General features: G+C 59.7%; 15 protein-coding genes. 3 read left to right on the top strand and 12 right to left on the bottom strand.

The window, feature by feature from the left end:
• Window positions 1–893 precede the first annotated feature (893 nt).
• Both pssA and ilvC read right to left on the bottom strand, forming a co-directional pair.
• Entirely contained in the window at window positions 894–1,715 is an 822-nt protein-coding gene (gene pssA / locus KUV72_RS16800; protein ID WP_206943964.1) for a CDP-diacylglycerol--serine O-phosphatidyltransferase, read from the bottom strand.
• Window positions 1,716–1,947: 232 nt separating this feature from the next.
• Window positions 1,948–2,979 (bottom strand): ketol-acid reductoisomerase, encoded by a 1,032-nt coding sequence (gene ilvC / locus KUV72_RS16795; RefSeq protein ID WP_315857924.1) that lies wholly within the window; start codon window positions 2,977–2,979, stop codon window positions 1,948–1,950.
• A gap of 223 nt (window positions 2,980–3,202) precedes the next feature.
• On the opposite strand from ilvC, the gene ilvY reads away from it, so the two are divergent.
• Window positions 3,203–4,090: an HTH-type transcriptional activator IlvY gene (gene ilvY, locus KUV72_RS16790; RefSeq protein ID WP_206943966.1), complete on the top strand. Its 888-nt coding sequence runs from the start codon at window positions 3,203–3,205 to the stop codon at window positions 4,088–4,090.
• A 92-nt stretch (window positions 4,091–4,182) separates the two neighbouring features.
• Here ilvY and ilvN read toward each other — a convergent pair whose 3' ends face one another.
• Both ilvN and KUV72_RS16780 read right to left on the bottom strand, forming a co-directional pair.
• Window positions 4,183–4,674 (bottom strand): acetolactate synthase small subunit, encoded by a 492-nt coding sequence (gene ilvN, locus KUV72_RS16785; protein ID WP_206943968.1) that lies wholly within the window; start codon window positions 4,672–4,674, stop codon window positions 4,183–4,185.
• On the bottom strand, window positions 4,674–6,398 hold the full coding sequence (locus tag KUV72_RS16780; protein WP_206943969.1) for an acetolactate synthase 3 large subunit: 1,725 nt from the start codon (window positions 6,396–6,398) through the stop codon (window positions 4,674–4,676). Before KUV72_RS16780 ends, ilvN begins: the two co-directional genes overlap by 1 nt.
• 619 nt (window positions 6,399–7,017) lie before the next feature.
• Here KUV72_RS16780 and KUV72_RS16775 point away from each other — a divergent pair.
• A complete protein-coding gene (locus KUV72_RS16775; protein ID WP_206943970.1) occupies window positions 7,018–8,439 on the top strand; it encodes a sugar porter family MFS transporter in 1,422 nt (473 codons plus the stop codon).
• 323 nt (window positions 8,440–8,762) lie between these two features.
• Here KUV72_RS16775 and clpB read toward each other — a convergent pair whose 3' ends face one another.
• The 6 genes from clpB to rluD all read right to left on the bottom strand — a co-directional run bounded on the left by clpB (window position 8,763) and on the right by rluD (window position 21,510).
• The gene (gene clpB / locus KUV72_RS16770; RefSeq protein WP_222239140.1) at window positions 8,763–11,345 is read right to left on the bottom strand and encodes an ATP-dependent chaperone ClpB; all 2,583 of its coding nucleotides are present in this window, start codon (window positions 11,343–11,345) and stop codon (window positions 8,763–8,765) included.
• Between the two features lie 181 nt (window positions 11,346–11,526).
• A complete protein-coding gene (locus KUV72_RS16765; protein WP_222239139.1) occupies window positions 11,527–16,479 on the bottom strand; it encodes a DNA repair ATPase in 4,953 nt (1,650 codons plus the stop codon).
• A gap of 87 nt (window positions 16,480–16,566) precedes the next feature.
• The gene (locus KUV72_RS16760; RefSeq protein ID WP_261317539.1) at window positions 16,567–18,525 is read right to left on the bottom strand and encodes a hypothetical protein; all 1,959 of its coding nucleotides are present in this window, start codon (window positions 18,523–18,525) and stop codon (window positions 16,567–16,569) included.
• A 123-nt stretch (window positions 18,526–18,648) separates the two neighbouring features.
• Entirely contained in the window at window positions 18,649–19,203 is a 555-nt protein-coding gene (locus KUV72_RS16755; protein ID WP_222239138.1) for a hypothetical protein, read from the bottom strand.
• 595 nt (window positions 19,204–19,798) lie between these two features.
• Window positions 19,799–20,554: a peptidoglycan editing factor PgeF gene (gene pgeF / locus KUV72_RS16750; RefSeq protein ID WP_206943974.1), complete on the bottom strand. Its 756-nt coding sequence runs from the start codon at window positions 20,552–20,554 to the stop codon at window positions 19,799–19,801.
• On the bottom strand, window positions 20,551–21,510 hold the full coding sequence (gene rluD / locus KUV72_RS16745) for a 23S rRNA pseudouridine(1911/1915/1917) synthase RluD (protein WP_222239137.1): 960 nt from the start codon (window positions 21,508–21,510) through the stop codon (window positions 20,551–20,553). The genes pgeF and rluD overlap by 4 nt, the downstream gene beginning before the upstream one ends.
• Before the next feature lie 173 nt (window positions 21,511–21,683).
• On the opposite strand from rluD, the gene KUV72_RS16740 reads away from it, so the two are divergent.
• On the top strand, window positions 21,684–22,502 hold the full coding sequence (locus KUV72_RS16740; RefSeq protein WP_206943977.1) for an outer membrane protein assembly factor BamD: 819 nt from the start codon (window positions 21,684–21,686) through the stop codon (window positions 22,500–22,502).
• Window positions 22,503–22,658: 156 nt separating this feature from the next.
• Here the strand turns inward: KUV72_RS16740 and KUV72_RS16735 are convergent, their stop codons facing one another.
• Window positions 22,659–24,422 (bottom strand): purine-cytosine permease family protein, encoded by a 1,764-nt coding sequence (locus KUV72_RS16735; RefSeq protein ID WP_222239136.1) that lies wholly within the window; start codon window positions 24,420–24,422, stop codon window positions 22,659–22,661.
• 104 nt (window positions 24,423–24,526) lie between these two features.
• Window positions 24,527–25,855, bottom strand: coding sequence for an ABC transporter substrate-binding protein (locus KUV72_RS16730; protein ID WP_222239135.1), 1,329 nt, complete (start codon window positions 25,853–25,855; stop codon window positions 24,527–24,529).
• Window positions 25,856–25,970 lie beyond the last annotated feature (115 nt).

Raw genomic sequence — 25,970 nt, 5'->3', positions numbered from 1 at the left:
TTAGGCCTGCCGCCAGCGTTCAATCTGAGCCATGATCAAACTCTTCAGTTTAAAGTCTGATAGTCCGTTAAGCGGACCAAACTTGGCTCAAGGTTCAAACGTCTCGTTTGACGAGTCGCATGCCTTGATATTTCAGTGACATTGTCACTGACTCATCGGCAAGCGCCCACATGAATTACCTGATCAATTTTTAAAGAGCGTGCTCTTGACTCTAGTGAGCTCAATGAGCGTCTCGCTGTTGCCGAGCGCTTTGCTCAGCGCCCTGCGAGGAAGGCGTATTCTACAGAATTGAAGCGTTTCGTCAAGCGCTTTCTTTTGCGTCCTGCAAGCGATGCTCGCATACTTCAAAAGAGAGCGAAGCGTGCCTTAGCGCATCCTTTGATGCCCTGCCGGCGACTCCGATCAAGTGGCGAGCATTTTACCGATTTCTCGTTGCTCGTCAAGCAGTGATTTTTCCGAGAAGCTTAAAAAAAGCCTTTTCAAATCAACTACTTTTACCACTCTTCACCGCCTGTGACGTTTGCTCGTCGCCGGCAGCGGATGCGTACTTTACGGATCTCGAGGCAGCTTGGCAATAGCCTGACGTAAAAAAAGTGCGCACCGGCACATCGCCCTTATCCACACCCCTCTCCTCATGACACCTCAGTGAATAACCGTGCGCCCGAGCTGGGAGCACAAGGGGCCAGCTGTAGGGCGTTCAAGTCCAGGCACCAAGCGCGAAAGGATAGGGAGAACAGCAGAGAGGGGGAAAAGCAGAGAGGGAGAGCCGAAGGCGAAGGAAGAGAGCGGGAGAAGAAGAAAAGAGCGAGAACCGCTGATCCCGAGCAGAAGCAGCTACGCCAGCCAGGCCGCGAGCTGGCAGGAATCCGCCAGCTCGCTTAATCGACGGGAGCTCAGGATTTCAGCTTGCGCATCAACGCCAATGCAGGACCCGATGCGACATAGGTTCCAAACAGCAACAACAGCATGACCGAAGGCTCGATGGAGATCACCACAAAGCCAAGCACGATGGCCAGCAGCACCACAAAGGGTACGGGCCCTTTCAAGTCCACGTCCTTGAAGCTGTAATAGCGAATATTGCTGACCATCAAGATGCCGGCAGCACCCACCACCAGCAGCATCAGCAGCTTGAACCCGAGTGCAGTGGCATCGAAGCTGTGGAAGGTCCAGACGCTGGCAGCCACCAGTGCCGCCGCCGAGGGGCTGGGCAACCCGATAAACCATTTCTTGTCGACACTGCCGATCTGGACATTGAATCGCGCCAGCCTCAAGGCCGCGCAAGCGACATAAAGAAAGGCCACCACCCAACCCGTCTTGCCGATGTCCTGAAGAATCCAGGTGAAGGCGACAAGCCCGGGCGCCATGCCGAAGGAAATCATGTCCGCCAGACTGTCATACTCCGCACCGAACTCACTTTGGGTATTGGTCAAACGCGCCACGCGCCCATCCAGCCCATCGAGCACCATGGCAATGAAGATCGCTACCGACGCTGCAGTAAAGTCACCATTGAGAGCCGCCACCACAGCAAAGAAGCCGGAAAACAGCGCTGAGGTCGTAAACAGGTTGGGCAACAGGTAGATCCCCCGCCGGCGCACCTTCTTGCCGTCCTCCACTGCCTCCTCCACAACTTCGGACTCCCGCATGAAGGCGCTTGCCAGATCTTCTTCCTGCGACTCCCGCGGGGTCGGCTCACGCTTGCCTGCGTCTTCGCTCATCTCTGTCATCCATTGGCTTCGGGTATGAAAGGCATTCTACACCACTCAACCTTCACCGCCCTGCCGACGTCAAGGCAACTCTTGTCTTACCCCAGACTCGTGATAGGACTCCCCACCTCAGGCGCGCTAACAGCGCGATGCCAGCAAACGCAAAAGGGAGAAGCCTCGGCTTCTCCCTTTTGCTATACGCCGGCAGTCTGGACGACCTGACGGTCGCCCAGACAGGGCTGCATCAGTTCTTGGTCTTGTCGACCAGCTGATTGGCGGCGATCCACGGCATCATGCCACGCAGCTTCTCGCCAACCTGCTCAATCTCGTGCTCCGCATTCAGGCGACGACGCGCCGTCATGGACGGATAGTTGGTGTTGCCTTCGTTGATGAACATCTTGGCATATTCACCCGTCTGGATACGCTTGAGCGCATTGCGCATCGCCGTGCGAGACTCGTCGTTGATGACCTCAGGGCCGGTCACGTACTCGCCATACTCCGCGTTGTTGGAGATGGAGTAGTTCATGTTGGCGATACCGCCTTCGTACATCAGATCGACGATCAGCTTCAGCTCGTGCAGACACTCGAAGTAGGCCATCTCAGGCGCGTAGCCTGCTTCCGTCAGCGTCTCGAAGCCGGCCTTGACCAGTTCTACTGCACCACCACACAGCACCGCCTGCTCACCAAAGAGGTCAGTCTCGGTCTCATCCTTGAAGGTGGTCTCGATAATCCCGCTACGACCGCCACCAATGGCTGCCGCATAGGACAGACACAGCTCCTTGGCTTGACCGGTCGCGTCCTGATGGATAGCGATCAGGTCCGGGATGCCGCCGCCGCGAGTGAACTCGGAGCGCACGGTGTGACCAGGTGCCTTCGGGGCAATCATCACCACGTCCAGATCCTTGCGCGGCTCGATCTGGTTGTAGTGGATGTTGAAACCATGAGCGAATGCCAGCGTCGCACCTTCCTTGAGGTTCGGCTCGATATCCTGCTCATAGATGGCCTTCTGATTCTCGTCAGGTGCCAGCACCATGACGACGTCAGCAGACTGGCATGCCTCAGCGACGGAGGCCACCTTGAGACCTGCCGCTTCGGCCTTGGCCGCCGAGGAAGACCCGGGACGCAGGGCAACGGTCACGGAAACGCCAGACTCTTTCAGGTTGTTGGCATGGGCATGGCCCTGAGAACCGTAACCCACGATGGTGACCTGCTTGCTCTGGATCAGCTGAAGGTCACAGTCCTTGTCGTAATAAACGCGCATCTGGTGCTCCTGAATTCGTTTGCCTGCTCGGCGTTAATAGGTCTTGTGGTGTTCAGCGTTGATGGCCACCCGCGCCGTCTTGTGCGGCGCTGGGCGAGTGTCGACCGGCCATGACCAGGTCGCCCATCCATGCAGCCACCTTACCCGCGCCCCTGTGTTGCGTAAAACGCTATATTTGCAATACTACATCCCAATATGTGAAACGCAGACATTCCCTCTTTTTCTTGCTCGGTGCGATATGGACCTACGCCTGCTGAAACACTTTCTCGCCCTGGCGGACACGCTGCACTTTGGCCGCGCCAGCGAATCGTGCCATGTCAGCCCATCAACGCTTAGTCGCTCGATTCAACAGCTGGAGGACCAGCTCGGAGTGAGCCTGTTCCAACGCGACAACCGCCACGTCGTCATGACCCCTCAGGGGCATCACTTCCAGCGCTACGCCAAGGAAGCACTGGAACAGTGGGAGCAGGTACGGCTGTCGCTCCAGTCGACGGCGATGCGCTTGAGCGGTGAAATCAGCATCTATTGCTCCGTGACGGCCAGCTACAGCTTCCTCTACAGCCTGCTGGCGGAGTTCCGTCAGCGCTATCCTGATATCGAGCTGAAGCTGCACACCGGCGATCCGGCTCGGGCCATCCAGCGAGTCCTTAACGGCGAAGAGGACATGGCGATCACCTCGCGCCCAAGGCGAATGCCGGAAGGGCTCGCCTTCAAGTCACTGACCCGCTCGGCCCTCGTGTTCATTGCTCCCCAGGAGTCGCAGCCGTGGATTCCCCAGCAGCCGATGAGCCCCAGCCAACCACAGTGGCAGGGTGTTCCCATGATCCTGTCGGAGGGTGGGCTATCGCGGGAGCTGGCTGACACCTGGTTCAAGGCGCTGGGGGTAAATCCGACGATCTACGCGCAGGTTGCCGGGCACGAGGCCATCGTCAGCATGGTCGGACTGGGCTTCGGGATCGGAGTCGTACCCCGTATCGTGCTGGAGGCAAGCCCTCTGGCTGAACGGGTCAGGATGCTTCCGGTGAAGCCGGAACTGCCCTACTACGATGTGGGTCTATGCGTACTGGAGCGTCGCCTGAAGAGCCCGTTGATCGATGCCCTGTGGCAGGAAGTCGTGGAACGCTGACACCACCCATGAAAACGCCGCCCCGAAGGGCGGCGCAAGGCGTGTGCAGTGAGCACGAAAGCCAAGTGCTGGCCACACGATCACGACCGCCGCTAAAGGCTAAGTACCTTGTCACCACGGGCAATACCGGACACCCCGGTACGCGCGACTTCAAGAACGCCGACCGGCCCCATGGCCTGCAGAAAGGCATCAAGCTTCTCGGCATCTCCGGTGATCTGCACGGTGTACAGACTCGGAGTCACATCGACAATCTGAGCCCGGAAGATATCCACCGTGCGCTTGACCTCGTCGCGGGCGGCACCCAGCGCCTTCACCTTCACCAGCATCAACTCTCGCTCGATGTGGTTGCCTTCGGTGAGATCCACCAGTTTGACCACATCAATCAACTTGTTGAGATGCTTGGTGATCTGCTCGATCACCCGGTCATCGCCAACGGTGGTCACCGTCAGACGCGACAGTGTCGGGTCGTCTGTCGGCGCCACATTGAGGGTTTCGATGTTGAAGTTGCGCTGAGAAAACAGTCCCACGACCCGCGACAGCGCACCCGGTTCGTTTTCCATCAGAATCGAGATGATATGTCGCATCAGGTCCGCTCCGTCTTGGAAAGCAGCATGTCACGCATGGAGCCCAGGGGCACCTGCATCGGATAGACGTGCTCGTGCGGGTCCACCGCGACATCGAGGAACACCAGCTCATGGGTGTCTGCAAAGGTTCTTGCCAAGGCTTCCTCGAGATCTTCCTTCTTCTCGACCCTCAACGCCGTGAAGCCGTAGGACTGGATCAGCATCTGGAAGTCCGGCAGCGACTCCATGTAAGAGTGCGCGTGACGCGACTTGTAGTTGAGGTCCTGCCACTGCCTCACCATCCCCAGGGAACCGTTGTTCAGATTGATGATCTTGACCCCACCACCAAACTGCTTACAGGTGGAAAGCTCCTGCATCATCATCTGGAAGCTGCCTTCGCCGGTGACGCAGACGACTTCTTCCTCGGGGAAGTTCTGCTTGACGCCCATGGCCGCCGGAAACCCGAAGCCCATCGTGCCCAGGCCACCAGACGTGATCAGGCGGTTGGGCTTGTCAAACTTGTAGTACTGCGCTGCAAACATCTGGTGCTGACCAACATCGGTGGTAACGAAGGCTTCACCCCGCGTTACCCGGCAGATGGCCTCGATGACTTCCTGGGGCTTGAGCACTTCTCCCGGCTTGGAGGGCTCGTAGAGCTTGCCCTTGCGGTCCTCGCGCCAACCATCGATGGTCTTCCACCAGTCCTTGAGTGCCTCCGGATTGGCAATCTCATGACCTTGCACCAGGCTGATCATCTCGTTGATCACGCTGGCGGCCGGGCCCACGATCGGCACGTCTGCACGCACCGTCTTTGACACCGAGCTGGGGTCGATGTCGACGTGGATGATCTTCGCCGTAGGGCAAAACTTGGACGTGTTGTTGGTGACGCGATCATCGAAGCGTGCACCGATGGCGATCACCAGATCCGCATGGTGCATGGCCATGTTGGATTCGTAGCTGCCGTGCATCCCCAGCCAGCCAAGGCACTGACTGTCACTCTGGGGATAAGCACCGATGCCCATCAGCGTGGTGGTGATAGGAAAGCCAAGCTGCTTGACCAGATCGGTGAGCCCTTCGCTGGCACGCCCCTGTACGACACCGCCCCCCGTATAGAAGACCGGACGGCGCGCCTTCAGCATCAACTCCACCGCCTTCTTGATCTGACCGGTATGGCCGCGGCTCACCGGGTTGTACGAGCGAATCTTTACCTTTTTCGGGTAGACGTACTCGTAACGCTCGGTGGGGGCCGTCATATCTTTCGGGATATCGACCAGAACAGGACCAGGACGGCCCGTCGCTGCCAGGTAAAATGCCTTCTTCAGCACCTCGGGAATTTCGCTGGGGTGCTTGATCGAGAAGCTATGTTTCACGATCGGGCGGGTCACACCGACGATATCGGTTTCCTGGAAGGCATCGTCACCAATCAGGTGACTCATGACCTGACCGCAAAGCACGACCATCGGAATCGAGTCCATGTAAGCGGTCGCGATGCCGGTCACCGCGTTGGTGGCACCTGGACCAGACGTCACCAGCACGACGCCAGGATTGCCCGAAGCACGCGCATAGCCGTCGGCGGCATGGGTGGCAGCCTGTTCGTGGCGCACGAGGATGTGCTTGACCTTGTCCTGACGGAACAAGGCGTCGTAGATGTGTAGCGCGGCGCCGCCTGGATAGCCGTAGATGTATTCCACGCCCTCATCCTGGAGGAAGCGGGCGATCATGTCCGCGCCTGAAAGCAATTCCACAGATGTATCTCCCCTGGAGGTCTCGAGTGCGATTCGTACCGGTTATCGGTACGAAGTCGAGTGCAGCGATATGCTGCTGCCGGCGCACCGGCACCTGATGCCAAACCCTGGCGTCCGTCGGCCCGGTTGGGGCCTGCACTCTCATCACGGCGGGTCACCGCGTCGGGGCGTTGGCCAGGCGGGGCGGTTAACCCTCACCTGGAAGTCCTTCGGCGGGTAGAGGCACGCAGGCCTACCCTTCACGCGGCGTTGGGGGGTCTCCCATGGTGCCGCGCCCGCAGTCAGGAACCCACAAGATTCCAATAGCGCCCAGTGACTGTCAACCGCCGTTCTTGACCCGCACGCTCCCTGCACTGTGCAGGCGATCCCGTTATCGCTGCGATGGATCACCTGCAGTGGCCATGCCCACGACCAATGTCTAAGCCTTGGAGCTCGAAGTATTCCTGCTTGGCTGCTGTAATGAGATGGACAGGTGACACGATTCACTTTTTCACATCCAGCCCATCGTCACCACACGAACCAAGCCTGTAACGCGCGAGTTCGCTCCTGGGCAACACCTTCGCGGGCACTTGGCCGAGAGCACAAGACGCCGCATGAGTGAATCGATTCACCTCTCATCATGCTCTCTTTGACGACAATCACAACAGCTCAACGAGGACTTGCCATGTCCAGAATCGTCCAATGGTCCATCACCGTCGCCCTTGCGGGCTTTCTCTTCGGCTTCGACACGGCGGTCATCTCCGGCGCCGACAAACCGATTCAATCCCTGTGGGGGCTAAGCGACCTGCAGCATGGCCTGCTGATCATGTCGATGGCGCTGTGGGGCACAGTCATCGGTGCCATTTTCGGCAACTGGCCCACCGATACGCTCGGCCGGCGCGCCACCCTATTGATGATCGGCGTCTTGTATCTGGTCTCTGCGGTGGGTTCAGCCATCGTGTCCGATCCTTGGCTATTTGCCTTCTTCCGTCTGATCGGAGGGATTGGCGTGGGGATTTCTTCCGTCGCTGCGCCAACCTACATTTCGGAAATCGCCCCACCGCGCCAGCGTGGCTTTCTCGTTGCCCTTTATCAGTTCAACATCGTGTTTGGCATCCTGATGGCGTTCGTGTCGAACTATGTGATCGGCAGCGTGATCGGCGATGACGCCTGGCGCTGGATGCTCGGCATTGAGGCCGTTCCTGCGCTGATCTACACCCTGATGATCACCCGTGTGCCACGCAGTCCACGCTGGCTGATCCTGAACAAGAACGCTATCGAGGAAGCGGCAAGCGTGCTGCGCCTGATCAATCCCGCAGCAGACGTGGATGCCGACATCGCCGCCATCCGTGACGCAGAAGCGCAAGAGCAGTCTGCCAAAGCCCCCTTCTTCTCACGACGCTATCGCCTACCGCTTCTGCTGGCCTTTCTGATTGCCTTCTTCAACCAACTCTCAGGCATCAACTTCATCATCTACTATGCTCCGCGAGTGCTCGAGGCAGCCGAGCTGGGCAGCCAAGCCGCCTTGCTCTCCACCGCTGGCATCGGATTGGTCAATCTCATCTTTACCATGATCGGCATGTCGCTGATTGATCGCTTCGGGCGACGCACTCTGCTGTTTATAGGATCGGCGGGATACCTGGTCTCTCTGGTCATGATCTCAAGAGCCTTCTTTGCAGAGGCGCTAGGCGGCATCGAGGTTCCCATGCTGCTGGCACTGTTTATTGCGGCCCACGCCATCAGCCAGGGTGCCGTTATCTGGGTCTTTATCTCGGAGGTGTTTCCCAACCACGTGCGCGCCCGAGGACAATCGTTTGGCGCCTCCATTCACTGGGTATTTGCGGCGCTGATTACCTTGGTCATGCCCTGGATTCTCAGCACCTTCAATGGTGGCCCGGTGTTTGCTTTCTTCGCCCTCATGATGCTGCTGCAACTGCTTTTCGTGATGTTCCTGATGCCTGAAACCAAGAACGTCAGTCTGGAAGAGCTGCAACGACATCTGGTAGGCGACAACGTCAGGCTGCGTCGCGTCCGCCTTTCCGGGGCACGTGTCCTGCGCTGAACGATGGGCCAGCGAGAGACCTGGCACCGCTATCAACATTGCCCGGCCCTGCTATCACAATAGCCCGCCCCTGCTATCACAATAGCCCGGCCCAGCTATCACAATAGCCCGGCCCAGCTATCAAAAAGCCCGCCGGGTGGGGAACCGGGCGGGCAAGGGGGTCACAGGACGCAACCTAAACTTCAGTATAGCGAGAGGCATGAAATCTGCCTGATAACGCTTACCGATACTTCATAACAGCAAAGACTGTAAGTGAACTCATCCCCTTCATGAGGAAGGGGATGACACCCAAGGGCTTAAACAGACGGACGACCGGGCACACGTCAGTGGGCAAAACGTAGCTGACCGTCATCCGCCACCACGCGAATCACCTCTCCGGGGGTGAACTTGCCCGCCAGCAAGTCCTGGGCCAGCGGATTCTCGATACGGCTTTGCACCGCTCGCTTCAAGGGACGCGCGCCATAGACGGGGTCGAAGCCGACCACCGCCAACAAAGCCAGCGCTTCGTCACTGACCTCCAACCCCAGTTCGTGTTCAGCCAGACGCGAACGCAAGCGCTCGAGCTGGATGCCGGCGATCTCTTGAATCTGCTCTTGTCCAAGCGCGTGGAAGACCACCACCTCGTCGATTCGGTTGATCAACTCTGGGCGGAAGTGGGTGCCCACTACCTCCATCACTGCCTGGCGCATGCTGTCATAGTCTGCGTCATCCCCACCAAAATGCTGAATGATGTCGGAACCCAGATTCGACGTCATGACGATGACCGTGTTACGGAAATCCACGGTGCGCCCCTGCCCATCGGTCAGGCGTCCGTCCTCCAGCACCTGCAGCAGAATGTTGAAGACGTCCGGGTGGGCTTTTTCCACCTCATCCAGCAACAACACCGAATACGGCTTGCGACGCACCGCCTCGGTCAGGTACCCACCTTCTTCATAGCCGACGTATCCGGGAGGAGCGCCGATCAAGCGTGCAACGGAATGCTTCTCCATGAATTCAGACATGTCGATGCGAACCATGGCTTCCTCGGTATCGAACAGGAAGTTGGCCAACGACTTGCACAGTTCGGTCTTGCCCACGCCGGTGGGGCCGAGGAACAGGAAAGAGCCATTGGGACGCTGAGGATCTGCCAATCCTGCGCGTGAACGGCGCACCGCATTGGACACCGCTGTGACCGCCTCTTCCTGGCCGATGACGCGCTCGTGCAGCGCCTCTTCCATGCGCAATAACTTGTCGCGCTCGCCCTCCAGCATCTTGGCCACCGGAATGCCGGTCCACCGGGATACGACCTCGGCAATTTCCTCCTCGGTGACGTTGGAGCGCAGCAGGGTGTGATGGCGCGTATCGGCTTCCGCGTCCCCGCTCTCGGCAATCTTCTTCTCAAGCTCCGGAATCACCCCGTACTGAAGCTCCGACATGCGCCCGAGGTCACCCTGGCGTCGAGCCTGCTCCAGATCTACCCGCGCGCGATCAAGCTCATCCTTGAATTGGGCAGCTCCCTGAATGCTGGCTTTCTCGGCCTTCCATATCTCGTCGAGATCAGCGTATTCACGCTCCAGCTCCTCGATCTGCTCGACGAGGGTTTCAAGTCGCTTGCGCGAGGCTTCATCAGTTTCCTTCTTGAGGTGCTCCCGCTCCATCTTGAGCTGAATCAGGCGACGATCCAGACGGTCCATCTCCTCAGGCTTGGAATCCAGCTCCATGCGAATACGTGACGACGCCTCGTCGATCAGGTCGATGGCCTTGTCCGGCAACTGCCGATCGGTAATGTAGCGGGTCGACAGCTTGGCGGCAGCGATGATCGCCCCGTCTGTGATATCCACACCGTGATGAACTTCGTAGCGCTCCTTGAGCCCGCGCAGAATCGCAACGGTATCCTCTTCGCTCGGCTCATCCACCAGCACCTTCTGGAAGCGACGTTCGAGCGCGGCATCTTTCTCGATGTACTGACGATACTCGTCAAGGGTGGTGGCACCGACACAGTGCAACTCACCGCGAGCCAGCGCCGGCTTTAGCATATTGCCGGCGTCCATCGCCCCCTCGGCCTTGCCTGCGCCCACCATGGTGTGCAATTCGTCAATAAACAGGATGACCCGACCCTCTTCCTGAGCCAGCTCATTCAACACCGACTTCAGGCGCTCCTCGAACTCGCCACGAAACTTGGCGCCAGCCAACAGGGCTCCCATATCCAGCGACAGCACGCGCTTGTCCTTCAGCCCTTCTGGCACTTCACCATTGATGATGCGACTCGCCAGGCCCTCGACGATAGCCGTCTTGCCGACCCCTGGCTCGCCAATCAATACCGGGTTGTTCTTGGTGCGCCGCTGCAGTACTTGAATGGTGCGACGGATTTCATCATCGCGACCAATGACCGGATCCAGCTTGCCATCCGCAGCCCGCTGGGTCAGATCCAGGGTGTACTTCTCCAGCGCCTCACGACTGTCCTCGGCGTTGGCATCATCCACCTTCTGGCCGCCTCTAACGCTATCAATCGCCGTCTGCAGAGAGGCCTGGGTGACCCCTGCCTGGGTAAGGACCTTTGACACCGCGTGCTTCATGGCCAGCGCGGCCAGTAGCACCAATTCGCTGGCGATATACTGATCGCCGCGTTTCTGGGCCTCTGCATCGGTCAAGTTGAACAGCTTTATCAGGTCGCGAGAGGGCTGCACCTCGCCATCAAAGTGGGCAACCTTTGGCATATCGTCGAGCAGACCTGCGAGTCCATCTCGCATCCTTGCGGCATCGCCGCCGGCCTTCTGTACCAGCGCCTTGATGCCGGTATCGCGATTGTCGAGCAGTGCCAGCAGCAGGTGTGCGGGCTCCATCTGATTGTGTCCACGGCCCACGGCCAACGACTGGGCATCGGCAATGGCTTGCTGAAGCTTTGCAGTAAACTTGTCGAAACGCATCGATATCTCCTTGGGGATGGCGATGCGATCGGACGCACCGCGTGACCCTGTCAATGTGACTTGACAGAGATATGGCGGTGCTTTAGCAAGGTTTCAAGTCAGGTTGGCGCTGCTGCAGCGGGCGTGCTGCAACGCCAGGGGCTTAGACTCCAGGCGCAGGCTGGCAGGTGACATATCGACACTAGGTCCTGTCGCAGAGCTGCGAATCACGGTCTCGCTGACGACTCGACACCCCCTGCCCCAGCCCCTCGGCAATCCGCCCAAGCTGCATGACGACCTTGGCCCCCACATCCTCGTCTCCCCCCGCCTGCTGACGCCGACGGTACTCTGCACACACCGAGGCCCAGCGCGCTGCATCGTCGGGGTCCAGCGTGCCCCTCAAGGCACGCAGCTTAAGCAGGTTTTCTTCCGCACCGCTGGTCAGCAGTTGCGCCTCACCCAGGTAGTGATCGTCGATCAGTGCATCGATATCGCCGTCGGTCATCGCAGGAGACAGCTTCTCCACCAACTTGGCCATGTTGCGATAGCTGCCTTGAAGCAGAAATGGGGGCTCTTCCCGGTAACTGTCGGCTTGGGCACTGGACGCGATATAAGCGCCATTGACCTTGAGAATGACGTCGCGTATCCGGTGCATTCTGGTCAGCAGGGCGACAATCTCATCTCTTTCTGCCCCACTGTAGTCATGTTCCAGCTCACTGACCGGCACCTCCCTGCCAGCGGCCATGTCGATGAACAGGTAAACGTCCTCCATACCCCGAGTCAACAGGGGGGCCAGCACCGGGTGAGCGCTCAAGCTATTCTCGATGTACGACTGGGCAAAGATAGTCGCTGTGCCGGAGAGAATGTCGCCGAGATTGTAGATATCAGCACGGTTGGCAAGCATGTCAGGCACACGAAACGCCTTGCCCTCCTCGGTATAGGGATTGCCGGCCATCACAATGCAGAAGCGTTTTCCCCGCAACTGATAGGTACGCGAGGTGCCGCGCCAGACACCATCGATGGTGCGTGTGGCGTCGCTCAGCGAGATGAACTTCTGCAGGAACTCTGGATCCGTGTGCTGGATGTCATCAAGATAGAGCATGACGTTGTTGCCCATTTCCAGCGCCAGGTTGACCTTCTCCAGTTCGGCTCGTGCCGTGGCATGAGGCGCCTTCTGTGGATCGAGCGATGTCACCTCTCGCCCCAGACTCGGGCAGTTGATCTTCATGAAGATGAGGCCCAGACGATGGGCGACATACTCCATCAGCGTAGTCTTGCCATAGCCGGGGGGTGAAATCAGCATCAACAGCCCCATCAAGTCGCTGCGTCGCTTCGCTCCCACGGTACCCAGTTGTTTGGCCATGTTGTCGCCAATCAGCGGCAGATAGCTCTCGCTGATCAATCGGTTGCGTACAAAGGACGTCAGCGGGCGAGGCCTGAACGCAGTGACATCAAGACGCCTGCCTTGTTCTTCCAGCACGCTCTTGCGCAGGTCCTGCAGCTGCTCCCACGCAGGCTCCACCCGTGCCAGATGGTGTTCGAGACGATGCTCGAAGTCATCAAGGCGAAGCATCAACCTGCGTGATTCGATCAGGCCATGATCGCCGAGAAGTCCCTCGACGGGAACGCTCAACTCAGCCTCCCGCGGATTCCAGGACAGCTGGTCGCCGGCGTCGATCATCGCCACTACCTCGTCCAGGTAATAGCGCTCCAGCTCATCGATACCCGCCGCATTACTCCAGGCACTCAGCCAGCGTCGGGTCGCCATCCAGCGGTCTGCCGCACGCCTGGCCAGGGCCTGGCGCATGGCCTCGAAGGCAGCTCTCTGCTGGCCACGATCTAGCGCCTCGCGAAAGGCGTTGGCCAACCGGCCCGCATGCTGAGACACCTCGATGCCCTGCTGATCGGCTGCCAGCCATTCGACCAGATACGTCGCGGCTTCATGACAACGATCCTCCGCCCCCAGCGCCACCACCAACTCATAGGTGGAAAGCAGCGGTGCGAGTTCTGCCACCAGGTCGCGTTTCAGCTCGTCGCTTCCGTATTCCCGCAGTATCTGTCCTGCGCCCACACAGTGGGCAATCAATTCCTGGGCCTCGGCGGTCGGCAACCCCAGCCAGTAGTGAAGACCCACTGCGCGTGCCAAGGGCGAGAAGCGCAACAGCCCCGCCTGACGTCTGGCCGGCTCGAGCACCGCGATAATGCGAGCCGCATCATGGTCATGCACCCCTTGCTCGTATCCTTCACGGAAGCGGGGAGCCGCAAACTGCCGAACGGACGCCTCGAGGGCATCCATGTCCGCCGTGTCCACGACAGCATCGACATGCTGCAGGTAACGATACGCCAGATATTCACCACGATAGACCTGTGGCGACTCGGAGGGCAGGTGCTGCGTCCATAGCGGTGACAGGGCCTGGAGCTCAGCACAGGTCAGCGCCTCGTAAAACTGGGTACCGGTGATATGGAGAGTGAGCTGGTCGTCTCTGGGTACCAGCGTCAGCGAGACCTCCTGGCGATTGACGGAGAAGCGATGACGCGGCCCCAGCCGGATAACCTGCCCCCCGTCTTCAAATAGGTCGGCACGATCCCTGACGCTGCGCAACGCCGCATCACGGACAGCCACCAGCCGCGCCTCCAGATCATCCGCCTCCATGGTGGCGCCCAGCTCACGCAGGCTCGCGACCGAGTCGGTGACCTTCTCGATCATCGGGTCGGCGGCGAGAAAGGCCTGCAGAGCCGCCTCTTCCTCGAAGCGCTCCGCCCGACGAGGCACACCGTCGAGGATCCGCTCAGCCGCCTGAGACATCGCCATCACCCGCCCACGGCGCTGCTGAGCCAGCTGTTCACGCTTGGTCTCGATAGCCTCCTGGCAATGCTCTCGCTGCTGAACAATCGAGGTGAGAAACGCCGCCTGCTCGCCAAATTCGGCCTCCAGTTCCTGCAGCAGGTCCAACATGCGGGTCAACAGCTCAGTGGCGTCATCCGGCGCGGAAATGGCCGCGATACCCGATGCCAGGCTCTGTTCGAACAGTCGCAAGCGCGCTCCAAAGCGAGCCTTCTGTTCGACAACCGTGAGCTCCTCGAGGCGTCGTTCCGCTGACGTGCGCTCGCGATTGAGCGAGGCAAACACGGTCGCCAGCATCTGATTGACGTTGACCTCAAGCTCTGGATTCTTGCCACCCAGGGTCGCCAGCATGGTCTGCACCAGGTCCAACCCTTCGGCGATCTCGCGATAGTCCGTTACGCAATCCGCCAGCGCCTGACGAGCCGAGGCCTGCTGACTTCTGTCCACCAGCGCCGCAAGGCTATCGCGGTAGCCCTGCAAGGCGTCTGGGGTGGCGAGAAAGGCAAGGGTCCTGTCGATCAGGCGCTGCTCGATCTCCGCCACGGTCTGGTCCATGCTTTCGACCGCTTCAACATCCACATAACGACGCTGCGCCAGGGTACGCACGTCACCGCGAAACTGCCGAACGGCCTTCAGCTGTCGCAGAAATGGCTCTGGATGGTGCCAGCTATCCGGTGTGATACCTCGCTTCAGCGTGCTCAGCTGTGCCGACGCTCGGGTGACCGCCTCGGCGGATTGGCGACGGATCTCTTCGACTTTTTCAAACTCGTCGCCGATCGTCTCTGCCGTTTCCCGAATACACTGAATCTGTGCAGGCAGGTGCTGGACATCCGTCTCGCCGTCTTCTCCCGGCAGGGGTATTTCATCGATCCAGTAGTACTGCTCGAGCAAGCGATCGCAGCCCTTGATCAGCTGCGCCAGGTACGCATCGTAGGGTTGCAGTCCTCGCACCAGCCCTGCCAGGTCGTTGAGCTCGGCCAGCCCCCGAACCAGCTCCGCGTTACCGATACGGCCTAGCTGGCTGTCATTGTCAGCGGCGTGGCGAGCATGCTGGATATCAGACAGAAAGGGGGTAATCCATATCTGCAAGGAGTGCACCAACGAGGGTTCACGCTCCGCATTGAACAGCACCAGATGGCCGTTATCGAACAGCGCTGCACCGTGTCCCAGCAATGGCGCATCGGCCTGCTTGGTGACCAGGTTGTAGCGATAGAACACCACTCTCCCGCTACTGCCGGCATAGAAGTGGTACAGCACATCTTCGCCGTTGGGCGAGCGAACGGATCGCAACAGCCGCATGGGCTCGGCCGGTACGTCAAAGGTCTTGAGCTGACCATTGCTGAGCAGATACCCAGACGCAAACATCAGCCCGTGGTTGTCTGGCAGCAGCACAATGCCGCTATCCATCGCATCACAGCGCTGAATACCTCGCGTCGGCCGGTGGAAGGCGTAGTAGCGCATCACCTTTTCGGCGAAAGGGCGAATCCTGACGAGCAGCAGCTCTCCCAGGTCGGCGTACTCGACACTGGCGTCATCCAACGACTGCGAGTCAGACTCCACCCTGTCGGTATAGATACCCTCGCCGCTGTCGGTATTGTTCTCGACCTTGAAGGTCACCGAGCCGCCGAGGTTATCGACGAACAGCTTATCGGCAATATTGATGTGCGGAGAACGCCCCTGGACATGGTCGTCTCTGCTGACTCGCCGCCAGGCAAAGTCAAAGCGGTCAGGCAGACTCAGGTCACGGTCGCCGCGGTTGTCGATGTAGCGACTGACGTTGCCAAGGGCGTCCAGCTCCCAGCGGAAGACTCGACGATCCTCGAGCTTCTCGCCAATCTGGAAGTCCATCAGCAGCATGCCCTTGAGGATCACCAACTGGGACAGCGTGGCATGACTGTAGTACTGCTGGAGTTCCTGGAAATCGGTATTGAAGCGCTCGTCGGTCAGAAAGCTCTCCGACACCCCCAGCTCAGCAACACTAAACGCATCCTCCTGGTCATCGACTCGATATAGACGAAACACATCTTCCACGCGCAGCGCCCGCTTGAGGCCTAGCTGAACGTGAAAGCCAAACAGCATTTGATCGCCAATGCGGACGGCATCACGGGCAATCGACTTCAACTCGGTGCGCACTCGACCGCGCCCCAGCAACACCATCGAGGTAGCGCCAAAAGTCTGTTCACGCAGGGTATTGAGGGAAGCGGTCAGTCGTTCGAGTTGCTGCCCTTGTGTGGCCAGGCGGCGAGCAAGCAGTGCATAGGAAGAACCATCTTCGTGAAGCTTGGCGTGTTGGGGATCGGAGTCAGCCATGGTGCCGGAATGCCTATTGCAGAAGTGGAAGCAGCATCGTTGCGATAGCCCGGACACGGCCGAGCTATCGCTGGATGTGTGAGCGTCTTACTGCTGATGATCCTTGGCAGAAGCACGGCTCATTGCATTGCCGGCCAGACCAGCCATGAGGGTTTGCAGCGCGGGCGACTTGTCCATTACGCCCTGCACCCCCTTGCCGATCCCCAACCCCTTGGAGAAGGTATCGAAGATGCCACCGTCACCGCCGATCAGCTCAAACTTGGCGCCTTTCAGTGCTTCCGCCATCACTCGTCCATTTTCCTGCACCGCTACACGCTGCATATCGATGCTGGCCAGCGTCTCCTTCTCAAGCAGCTCAAGGTTCATGCGGAACTGCTCGAACTCACGAGCATCGGCGGACATGGCGTCGTACGCCTTCAACTTCTCGACCAGACCATTGGCTTCGGCCCGGGCCAGGGCTTCTCGAGCAGACGCCTTCGCCAGCCCCATTTTTTCCTCACCAGACGCTTCTGCCTCGAGGCGCTGTTCAAGCACTCGAACATCCGCAAGACCCGCATTTTCGTCGGCCTTGGCCTTGACCGAAATGACCTCTGCCTCAACCAAGCCCTCCGCACGCAGGGCCTTGGCGCGAGTTTCCTGTACCTGCGCCTGCGCCAATCCCTCTGCAGCCGCCAATGCCTGCTGGCCGCGAGCCTGCTTTTCATCTGCAACCGCACGCTTCTCCGCCGCCTCTGCCTCGGCCTGGGCACGCACCAGCACTTCGTCGGCCTCCAGCTTGGCACGCTCGAAGGCAGCCTCGGCCAGGCGCAGCTCCTTGATCTTGGTCTCTTCTGCCTCAGCCTCGGCGGCCACCACGCTGGTGACCTTGCGGCGATCGGCCTCGGCACGGTTTCGCACATCCCGAATATGTTCTTCTTCCTCTGCCACGTTGCGCTCCACCGAGATGCGCTCGCTGGTGATCACCGCGATCTCCTTGCGCTCGACTTCCAGGGTCTTCTCCATGCCGATACGCTCGACCTCGACGCTGCGCTGACGGTTGACGTCCTCGAGTTCACGCGCCTGCTGGATACGCACTTCCTCGATCTGTACCGCGCGCTCCCGCGCCTTTTCGGCCATCTCGACCTGACGGCGCATGTTCTCGCTGGCGACGGCGAGCTCTTCGTCGGTCTTGATACGCGCCGCTTCAGCCTTGGCCCGCTCCTGCTCCTTCACCTGCTCTGTCTCGGCTTCCTCACGGGCTCGAATCGTCTCGATTTCCCGAGTCTGGCGGGCCTCAGCGTCAGCCTGAGACTTGTCCAGCTCAAGCGAGGCCTCACGGGCCGCGACGTTCTTGCGCTTGATTTCCAGCTCCTGGTCGCGCTCAAGCCGGTTGGTATCCACGTTGTGGGCCGCCGTGATTTCGGTAATGCGACGAATGCCTTCAGAGTCGAGGATGTTATTGGGATCCAGGGCGGACTTGGGCGTCTGCTCCAGATAATCGATGGCGACATCTTCCAGCACATAGCCGTTGAGATCTTCACCGATGGTCTGGATGATCATGTCGCGAAAACGCTGCCGCTCCTCGAACAGCTGCATGAACTCGAGCTTCTTGCCGACGGTCTTGAGTGCCTCACTGAACTTGGCATTGAACAGTTCATTCACCGCGTTTCTATCGGAAGCACGGTCGACGCCAACGGACTTGGCAACCCTCAGGACATCCTGCGCGGTCTCGTTGACTCGCAGATAGAACGCGACCGAGATATCTGCTCGCAGGTTATCCTTACAGATCAGACCTTCTTTCCCTTGGCGGTTCAATTCCAGGGTAATCACCGAGATCTTCATCGTTTCATCACGATGAATGACGGGCAGTACCATGGCCCCGGTAAAGTAGACCTTGGGGGTCTTGGACATATCATTGACGATCAATGCCTGCCCTTGATCAATCTTCTTGTAGAAGGCCTTGATCAACAACATGATTGATACAATGACCAGCACGATGACGCCTACCACTACCAAGGCGGGCATCACCCACGAAAAGTCCATTTCAAACGGCATAATATCTTCCATTGATTGCTCCCCATTCCCTGTCGTATATCGTTATGTTTCGGCGCCTACATTGCATATCTACGTTGGCTTGCGAAGCACTATTAAGACCCTCGCGAAGCATGATCTACATCGACCCAGCAAGACCTACCCCGGCGTGACATCTTCCACCCAGTAATAAAGCCCCCGTTCTTCCCGAACCAGCAGCACTCTCATCCCATGCTTGAGTGGCGTTACGGCCCTGACATTCACGGTCAGATCGACACCTTCCCGGCTGACCCTGGCCCGCCCTCGACAGCTATCCCTGGCCAGTCCTGTCACCACAGCGCTCAAGCCTTCCATGCAGTGTTCTTGATGGTGCTGATACAAGGTCGCAAATACGGGGCGCAGCCATCGCGCCAGCATGACGGCAAGCAGATACCCGGCCACGACGGAAATGACCAGGATTCCCAGCGAGATCATCATCCACCCGCCTGAGGACCACTGATAGGAGATAGCAGACAGCTGAAGCACGTAGCTACTTAGCCAGGAAAACAGGGACAGCAGTGTCACCGTCATGGGCAACGGCACGCCATGCAGACCTAACGTCGCCAACAGGCCAGACAGATCAAACGCCCCTTCCGCATCGATGTCGACCAGGTCCGTCATGTCGCCATCCATAAAACCCAATAGCGTCACCAGCCAATACAGCACTGACACCATGAGAAGTATCGTGAACAGCAATGTAGGGAAATTAAATGCAACAATAAAAAAACGAGACACTCCGGACATTACGGATACCCAGCTGCGGTGTACGTCGATCCCACTTTCACAAGAAGATGACGCTAACACCTCCCTCTTTGGGACGGCATAGCCATAGTCCTACAAGCTTCTCGATTTCAAAAATTCATAAAAAAGGCACGGAGATACAGCCGTTCCCGAGTGACACATCACGGGAACAACCTAAACAAATGAACTCTGAAACATCAGGCAGCCTGTCGTTGCCTTCTCTCGTTACTGGGCAACGCCCGTGCCGGGCCTTCCACGCACGCACCTTGGCGTCGAGATACCCGGGCCACATAGCGCCTGTACCAGGCCATGAACAAGAGAAGCAGCGGAGAGCACACGAAAAGAAGGGAAAGACGTACAACAGGCAGAGCAGCGCACGGCGGCCAACAGCACTATCTGCGTCACACCTTGGCAGGCAGCGTCGCCTTCATCGGGCCGCAGCGCATCGTCCACAGGACTACAGAGCCACAGGGAGATCCTACGCCACCGCCCGTCGCCGATGGCGTAGGACAAGACCATAGCGCTGCGGCTATCGCAGCCAGATGACGCTGGCCATGCGCCCCGTCACGCCGTCATCGCGGCGGTGAGAGTAGAACCGGGATTCACAGGCAGTGCAGAAGTGCCCGCCACTGACGTGAGCGACACCCAGGCGCTCCAGTCGCAACCTCGCCAGCCGGTAAAGATCCGCCATGTAGTGACCCAGTCGATACGGGCTGGGCTCAAACGCACTGGAGGCTTCGGGATGCACACCACAGAACGCCTCCCGTACTTCAGGACCCACCTCGAACTGGGCGTTCGAGATGGCGGGTCCCAGCCATGCCAGCAGTTCGCCGGCGGGGCTCCCCAGCGAGGCGACAGTAGCTTCCAGCACGCCGCCTGCCAGGCTGCGCCAGCCGGCGTGGGCGACCGCGACGCGCTCACCACTCCGGTCGCAGAAAAAGACCGGCAGGCAGTCGGCCGTCATTACCACACAGGCATAGTCCCGAGTCGTCGCCACCGCCGCATCGGCCTTGGGCGTCTCATCGCACCAACCGTGCTGAACACTGGCGCCATGAACCTGGTCCAGCCACAGCAGGGGCCGCTCATCGCCAATTTCCTTGCCCAGCTGGCGTCGGCAGAGACTGACGTGCTCCGGCTTGTCGCCTACATGACTGGCGGTGTTGAAAGCGGCATAGGGGCCCTGGCTGGGCCCGCTCTCGCGAGTGGTGACAAAGGCGCCCACATTCGCCGGTGCCGGCCAGTCTGGCAGGATAACGCTGGGGCGAAGATCAAGGGCATCCGTCATTGCATGGTCTCCGCATCAACGCGCAGATAATCCAGCAGCATCAGCAAGTCATCCGGCAGCGCGGCGTGGAAACTGACCTCCTCGCCATGACGGGGATGCACAAAGGCCAAGCGGCGAGCGTGCAATGCCTGGCGAGGAAACTCACGCAGAATTTCCTTCAATGTCTGGCCCGCCCCCGGTGGCAGCTTGAGTCGACCACCGTAAACCGGATCACCGATCAGCGGAAAGCGCCGGTGGGCCATATGCACCCGAATCTGGTGGGTACGGCCGGTCTCCAGCTTGCAGCGCACATGACTGTGGGCGCGGAAGCGCTCGACGACCCGATAGTGGGTCACCGCCGGCTTGCCCGAGGCGGTGACCGCCTGGCGCTTACGATCCTTGGGATGACGTCCGATCGGGGCATCAACCGTTCCTCCGGAGGTCATCTTGCCCACCACGATGGCGTCGTACTCCCGCGATACCGTGCGGGCCTGCAGCTGCGCCACCAGGTCCGCGTGGGCGGCCAGGGTCTTGGCCACCACCATCAATCCGCTGGTGTCCTTGTCGAGGCGATGCACGATACCCGCCCGGGGCAATGTCGCGGCATCAGGAAAGTGATGCAGCAGTGCGTTCAGCAGGGTGCCGTCAGGGTTCCCCGCAGCCGGATGAACCACCAGTCCCGGCGGCTTGTTGACCACCAGTACATCATCGTCCTCGTAGACCACATCCAGAGGGATGTCTTCGGCCTCAAAGCGCGTATCGTCGGCGATATGCGCCGTCAACGACAGTCTTTCGCCGCCGTGCACCTTGTCCTTTGGCCTGGCAGTCGCGCCATCCAGGGTCAAGGAGCCATCCTTGATCCAGCCCTTGAGGCGCTCCCGGGAAAAGTCGGAGAACAGCTCAGCCGCGGCCTGGTCGAGGCGAAAGCCTGCCATCTCAAGGGGAATGCGGTGGTGAACATCGAGGGTCTGGGACATAGGTGCGGACGACGTCTCTTGGCATGAAAGTCAATGGAACCAGTGGTTCGCCTGCGCCCAAAGCGTGTTCCGAAGTGCAGGAGGACTGCGTTTCAGGACAAGGTGCTTTATAGTGGGCGGATCGCGGCCGATTCTACCACGGCCGACCCGGGTTGTTTGACACGAGGACCAAGATGCGCGTTTTCACTATTTCCGCTACTCGCCTGGGCGCCCTGGTGTTGATGGGCGCGGTGCTCGGCGGCTGCGCCAGCAACGACGTCGAAGAAGAGCGCTACGACGGCGCTACCGAGCGCCAGCTCTATCAGGAGGGCCGCGAGGCGTTGGAAAATGGCAGTTTCACCACCGCCATGAACCGCCTGGAGGCGATCGATACCCGCTTCCCCTTCGGCGACTATGCCGAGCAGGCCCAGCTTGAGCTGATCTACACGTACTACGAAACGGACGATTGGGAGGGCACTCGTGCCGCCGCCAGTCGCTTCATTCGTCTGCACCCCAATCACCCCCAGGTCGACTATGCCTACTACATGCGAGGCCTGGCCGCCTGGCAGGCAGGTCGTTTCAGTCTTGAGTCGCTGAAAGTCATCGACATCTCCGAGCGTGACCTTGGGGCCACCCGGGATGCCTATACCGATTTCACTGACCTGACCAACCGCTACCCCGACAGCCAGTACGCACCCGATGCTCGTCAACGCATCATCTATTTGCGTAACCTGCTGGCCCAGCACGAGCTCCACGTGGCCGACTTCTATCTGCGCAAGAAGGCTTACATGGCGGCAGTCCAGCGCGGCCGCTGGGTCATCGAGAACTACCCCCAGGCAGAAGCGACCCGTGACGCCCTGGCGGTCATGGTCGAAGGCTACCTGGGCATGGGTATGCGCGATCGCGCCAGCGAGACCCTGCAGGTGCTGCTCGAGAACGACCCCGACAACGAGCGCCTCGATGGTCGCCGCTTTGAACCCAAATACGTGGACGAAGCACCGCTCAGCGCCTGATCACGATACAAGCGCGGATTACGATGGAAAAAGGGGCTGCTGACGCAGCCCCTTTTCTTGATGGTGACGTCTTGCGGTCACAGCGCAGCCTCTGGCCAGCGCCCTCTTCTGGCAAGAGCACCCTCTACGGAACAGCGCCGCTATCGTGACCGACCGCTACCCGGCGGCCTCTGGTGTGTGGGCTGCGACGCCACCACGCTTGAACCGCTTGCGCCGTTGAAGGCCCCAGTAGGCGAACGTGAAGTACACCAGCGTGCACCAGATGGTCACGTCGTAGAACAGCTCGCGATTTACGTAGTATTCGTAGAGATCCGGGCTATCGAACATGACTCGCCAGGCCAAGACGGCGGGCACGATCAAACCTACCCCGCACCAGATGACGACAATACCCTTGGACAGCCATGTGTTGTCCTCAATCCCCTGGCGATGCTTCTCCGCCGCCTTGCGTTCATGGCGTTCAGCCACCCGCTGATGGAAGTCTTCCAGCGCGCGCTGCTGCTCTGGATAGGCCTCACAGGCCCCTGCCCGCCGCGCGAGAACGACATAGATCAGGATGGAGACACACCAGGTAGGGAGAAACAGATAGTAGAACGGCATGATATCCAGCACGTTCAGTCCCACACCAAAGGCCAGCGAAAGAAGCCAACTGGCAATGGCTGGACGATTGTCTGCCAGCCCCTTGAAGCTGGCCCAGTATGACGTCATGCCAAGCCGCGGGAACAGCTGGTACTCGGCAAAGGCAATCCCGCCTACGGGCACCAGTATCAGGCCCGCATAGGTCAGCAAGGGCAGCATGCTGCGGTAGACGAACGGGAAACAGCTCGCCCCCATGACGCCTAAGCCTACCAGCATGGTCACTTTCCAGCGCTTGACCTCAGGCATCAAGGCTTGAGCTGCCAGGCCTGCTCGGTACAAGTTTGAATTGGCGGTCGTCCATCCCGCCACGACCACGATGACGAAACCGGAAAGTCCGAGCGCATAGAAAGCCACATCGCCGGGGTCCACCACCATGATGCTGAGCTTCATGGTAGCCGCGGTCGCAGCCCCCATGAGCCCGGCCGAGATCCAGGCAACGTAGTGACCGAACATCATGCCTGTACAGGTGGCCAGACCGTAGCGCACCTTGCGTGCATAACGCAGAAGCGCCATATCGATCAGTCCGAAGTGCGCAAAGGTATTGGCCGCCCATGCAAAACCGATGACCTCCCAGAGACCGATACCTGGCTCACCTTCAGCGTTGACGCCGGTGAACACGCTGGCACTGGCAATGGCAATGAAATCAGAGACACTGGTGAGTGTCGTGAAGCCCGTCACCGACTCCGCCAGCGCTGGAATCAGCACCATGCCCCCGGCGGTAAACATGACCATCAGCCAGGGGGCACAGATACTGGCAAACTCGCTTAGCGCGTTGAAGCCAAACGCTGCCACCAGCACCACGATCGCCCCTACGGCAAAGGCAATCAGCACAAAAGCCACGTCCGTAGGGTAGGGAGCCACTTGCGGAGGCACATCGAACAGCACGCGTACTGCGGTCGCTGACACCGTGATCATGGCCGCCGAGATGGCCGAGAAGATCACCACATTGGCGCCATTGTAGAGCTTGGCCATGACATTACCGGCGATCCGCTCCAGATAGGCAAACAGGCTCAATCGCGTGCCTACCGCGATCGGGGCCGTAATCAGCGTGAAGCTCAACACCGCCAACGTATTGCCGATGATCAAGCCGATCAGGATGTCCCATATTCCCGCCCCCAGGCCGACAAAGGTGGCGCCTATCACGAACTCCGTCGCGGCGACGTGTTCCGCCGCATAGAGCCCGAGAAAGTGTCTGGCACCATGCTGCTTGTGAGGCGACACCGGCAGCTGCTCATCGTCGATGCGCTCCAGCGGCTGATGGGGGTTGAATCCGGATGAAGCCATGGCAATCTCCTTGTCCCGGCGCAGGACACTACGCCTGGTATCACGAGGCAGTGGGCGGCCTGGCGTTAGCTTCACGCCGGCAAATGACGCCCACAGCCGATGCATCATTGATCGGCAAAGCGGGCCTGCTCGGCCACCTTCTGGGTCACCCACTGCGCGTTTTCCAGCGCCTCATCGACCGTTATCTCGCCGGCCAGCGCCTTCGCGAAGCGATTGCCTACCGCCGTGGCGATACCAGGAAAGGCAGCAATCGACACGTACTGGATGCCACGATACGGCACTGGCTCCACCGTCGGGTTCCCAGGATCTGCGGCTGTCAGCGATTCCAGCACCATGTCACTGTATGGCGCTGCAGCCTGGTAGTGAGGATTGGCATAGAGGGAGCGGCGAGTACCGGGAGGGACCTGAGCCCACCCTTCATCCTCGGCGACCTGACGTTGGAAGTCTGCCGAGGTGGCCCAGGCGATGAAACGCTTTGCCGCGTCGCTACTAGTGGAGCTCGACGGTATCGCTAGCGCCCACGCCCACAGCCAGTTGGCTCGCTTGCCCAACCCCTGCTGTGGCGCCAGTGCAAACCCCACCCGATCGGCCACCCTTGACTCTCGTGGGTTGGTGACGGCGGACGCCGCGACCGTAGCATCCACCCAGATCGCGCACTTGCCCTGCTGAAACAGCGCCAGGTTGTCATTGAAGCCCAGTTGCTCCGGGTTAGGTGGGCCATACTCCCACAGCAACGATAGGTATTGGTCCAGGGCGTCACGCCAGGCGGCCGTCGCCAACTGCGGGACCCACTGCATGTCGAACCAGCGGCCACCATAGGCGTTCGCCATCGCCGTCAACAGCGCCATGTTTTCGCCCCAGCCCGGCTTGCCCCTGAGGCAAATGCCGTAGTGCTCATCAGGGTCATGCAACGCAGCGGCAGCCCGGGCGATGAACTCCCAGCTCGGTGACTCGACCATGCTCAACCCGGCTTCGGCGAAAAGATCCTCGCGATACAGGGTAAATGCCGACTCCGCATAGAACGGAGCAGCATAAAGCTGCCCCTGGAACGACAGCGCTTCACGCACCGTGGGCAGTAGATCATCCACCTGGTAGCTGGCTGGCAGGTCGTCAAGGGGAAGCAGCCACCCTCGCTCGGCCCAGATCGCTGCCTCGTAGGTACCGATGGTCACGATGTCGAAGCGCCCACCCGCAGTGGCGATATCCGTCGTCACATGCTGACGCAGAGTGTTCTCATCCAGCGCCACCCACTGCAACTCGATATCTGGATTCGCGGCGGTAAAGCCTTCACTGAGCTGTTGCATGCGGACCATGTCACGGTTGCCCACCGTGGCGATGGTCAAGGCACTGACCGGCGACGATTCAGCGAGCGCCGCCCCCGTGCTTAACACGCATGTCAGGCTGCCTGTTACCAACACGGTTCTGAGCAACATGACACCTCCTAAAGTTGCCTTTAACAAACACCTATTAAGCAAACTTAGCAGGCTCCGCCGGATACACACTCCGTAACTGTGCAGCTATGTACACAACCAACAACGCCCTGCAATG

Origin of the sequence: Halomonas sp. DP4Y7-1 (assembly GCF_019800705.1) — a bacterium.
In the GTDB taxonomy this organism is placed as follows: Bacteria; Pseudomonadota; Gammaproteobacteria; order Pseudomonadales; family Halomonadaceae; genus Halomonas; species Halomonas litopenaei_A.
This window is presented reverse-complemented; position numbering and strand designations above follow the sequence as displayed.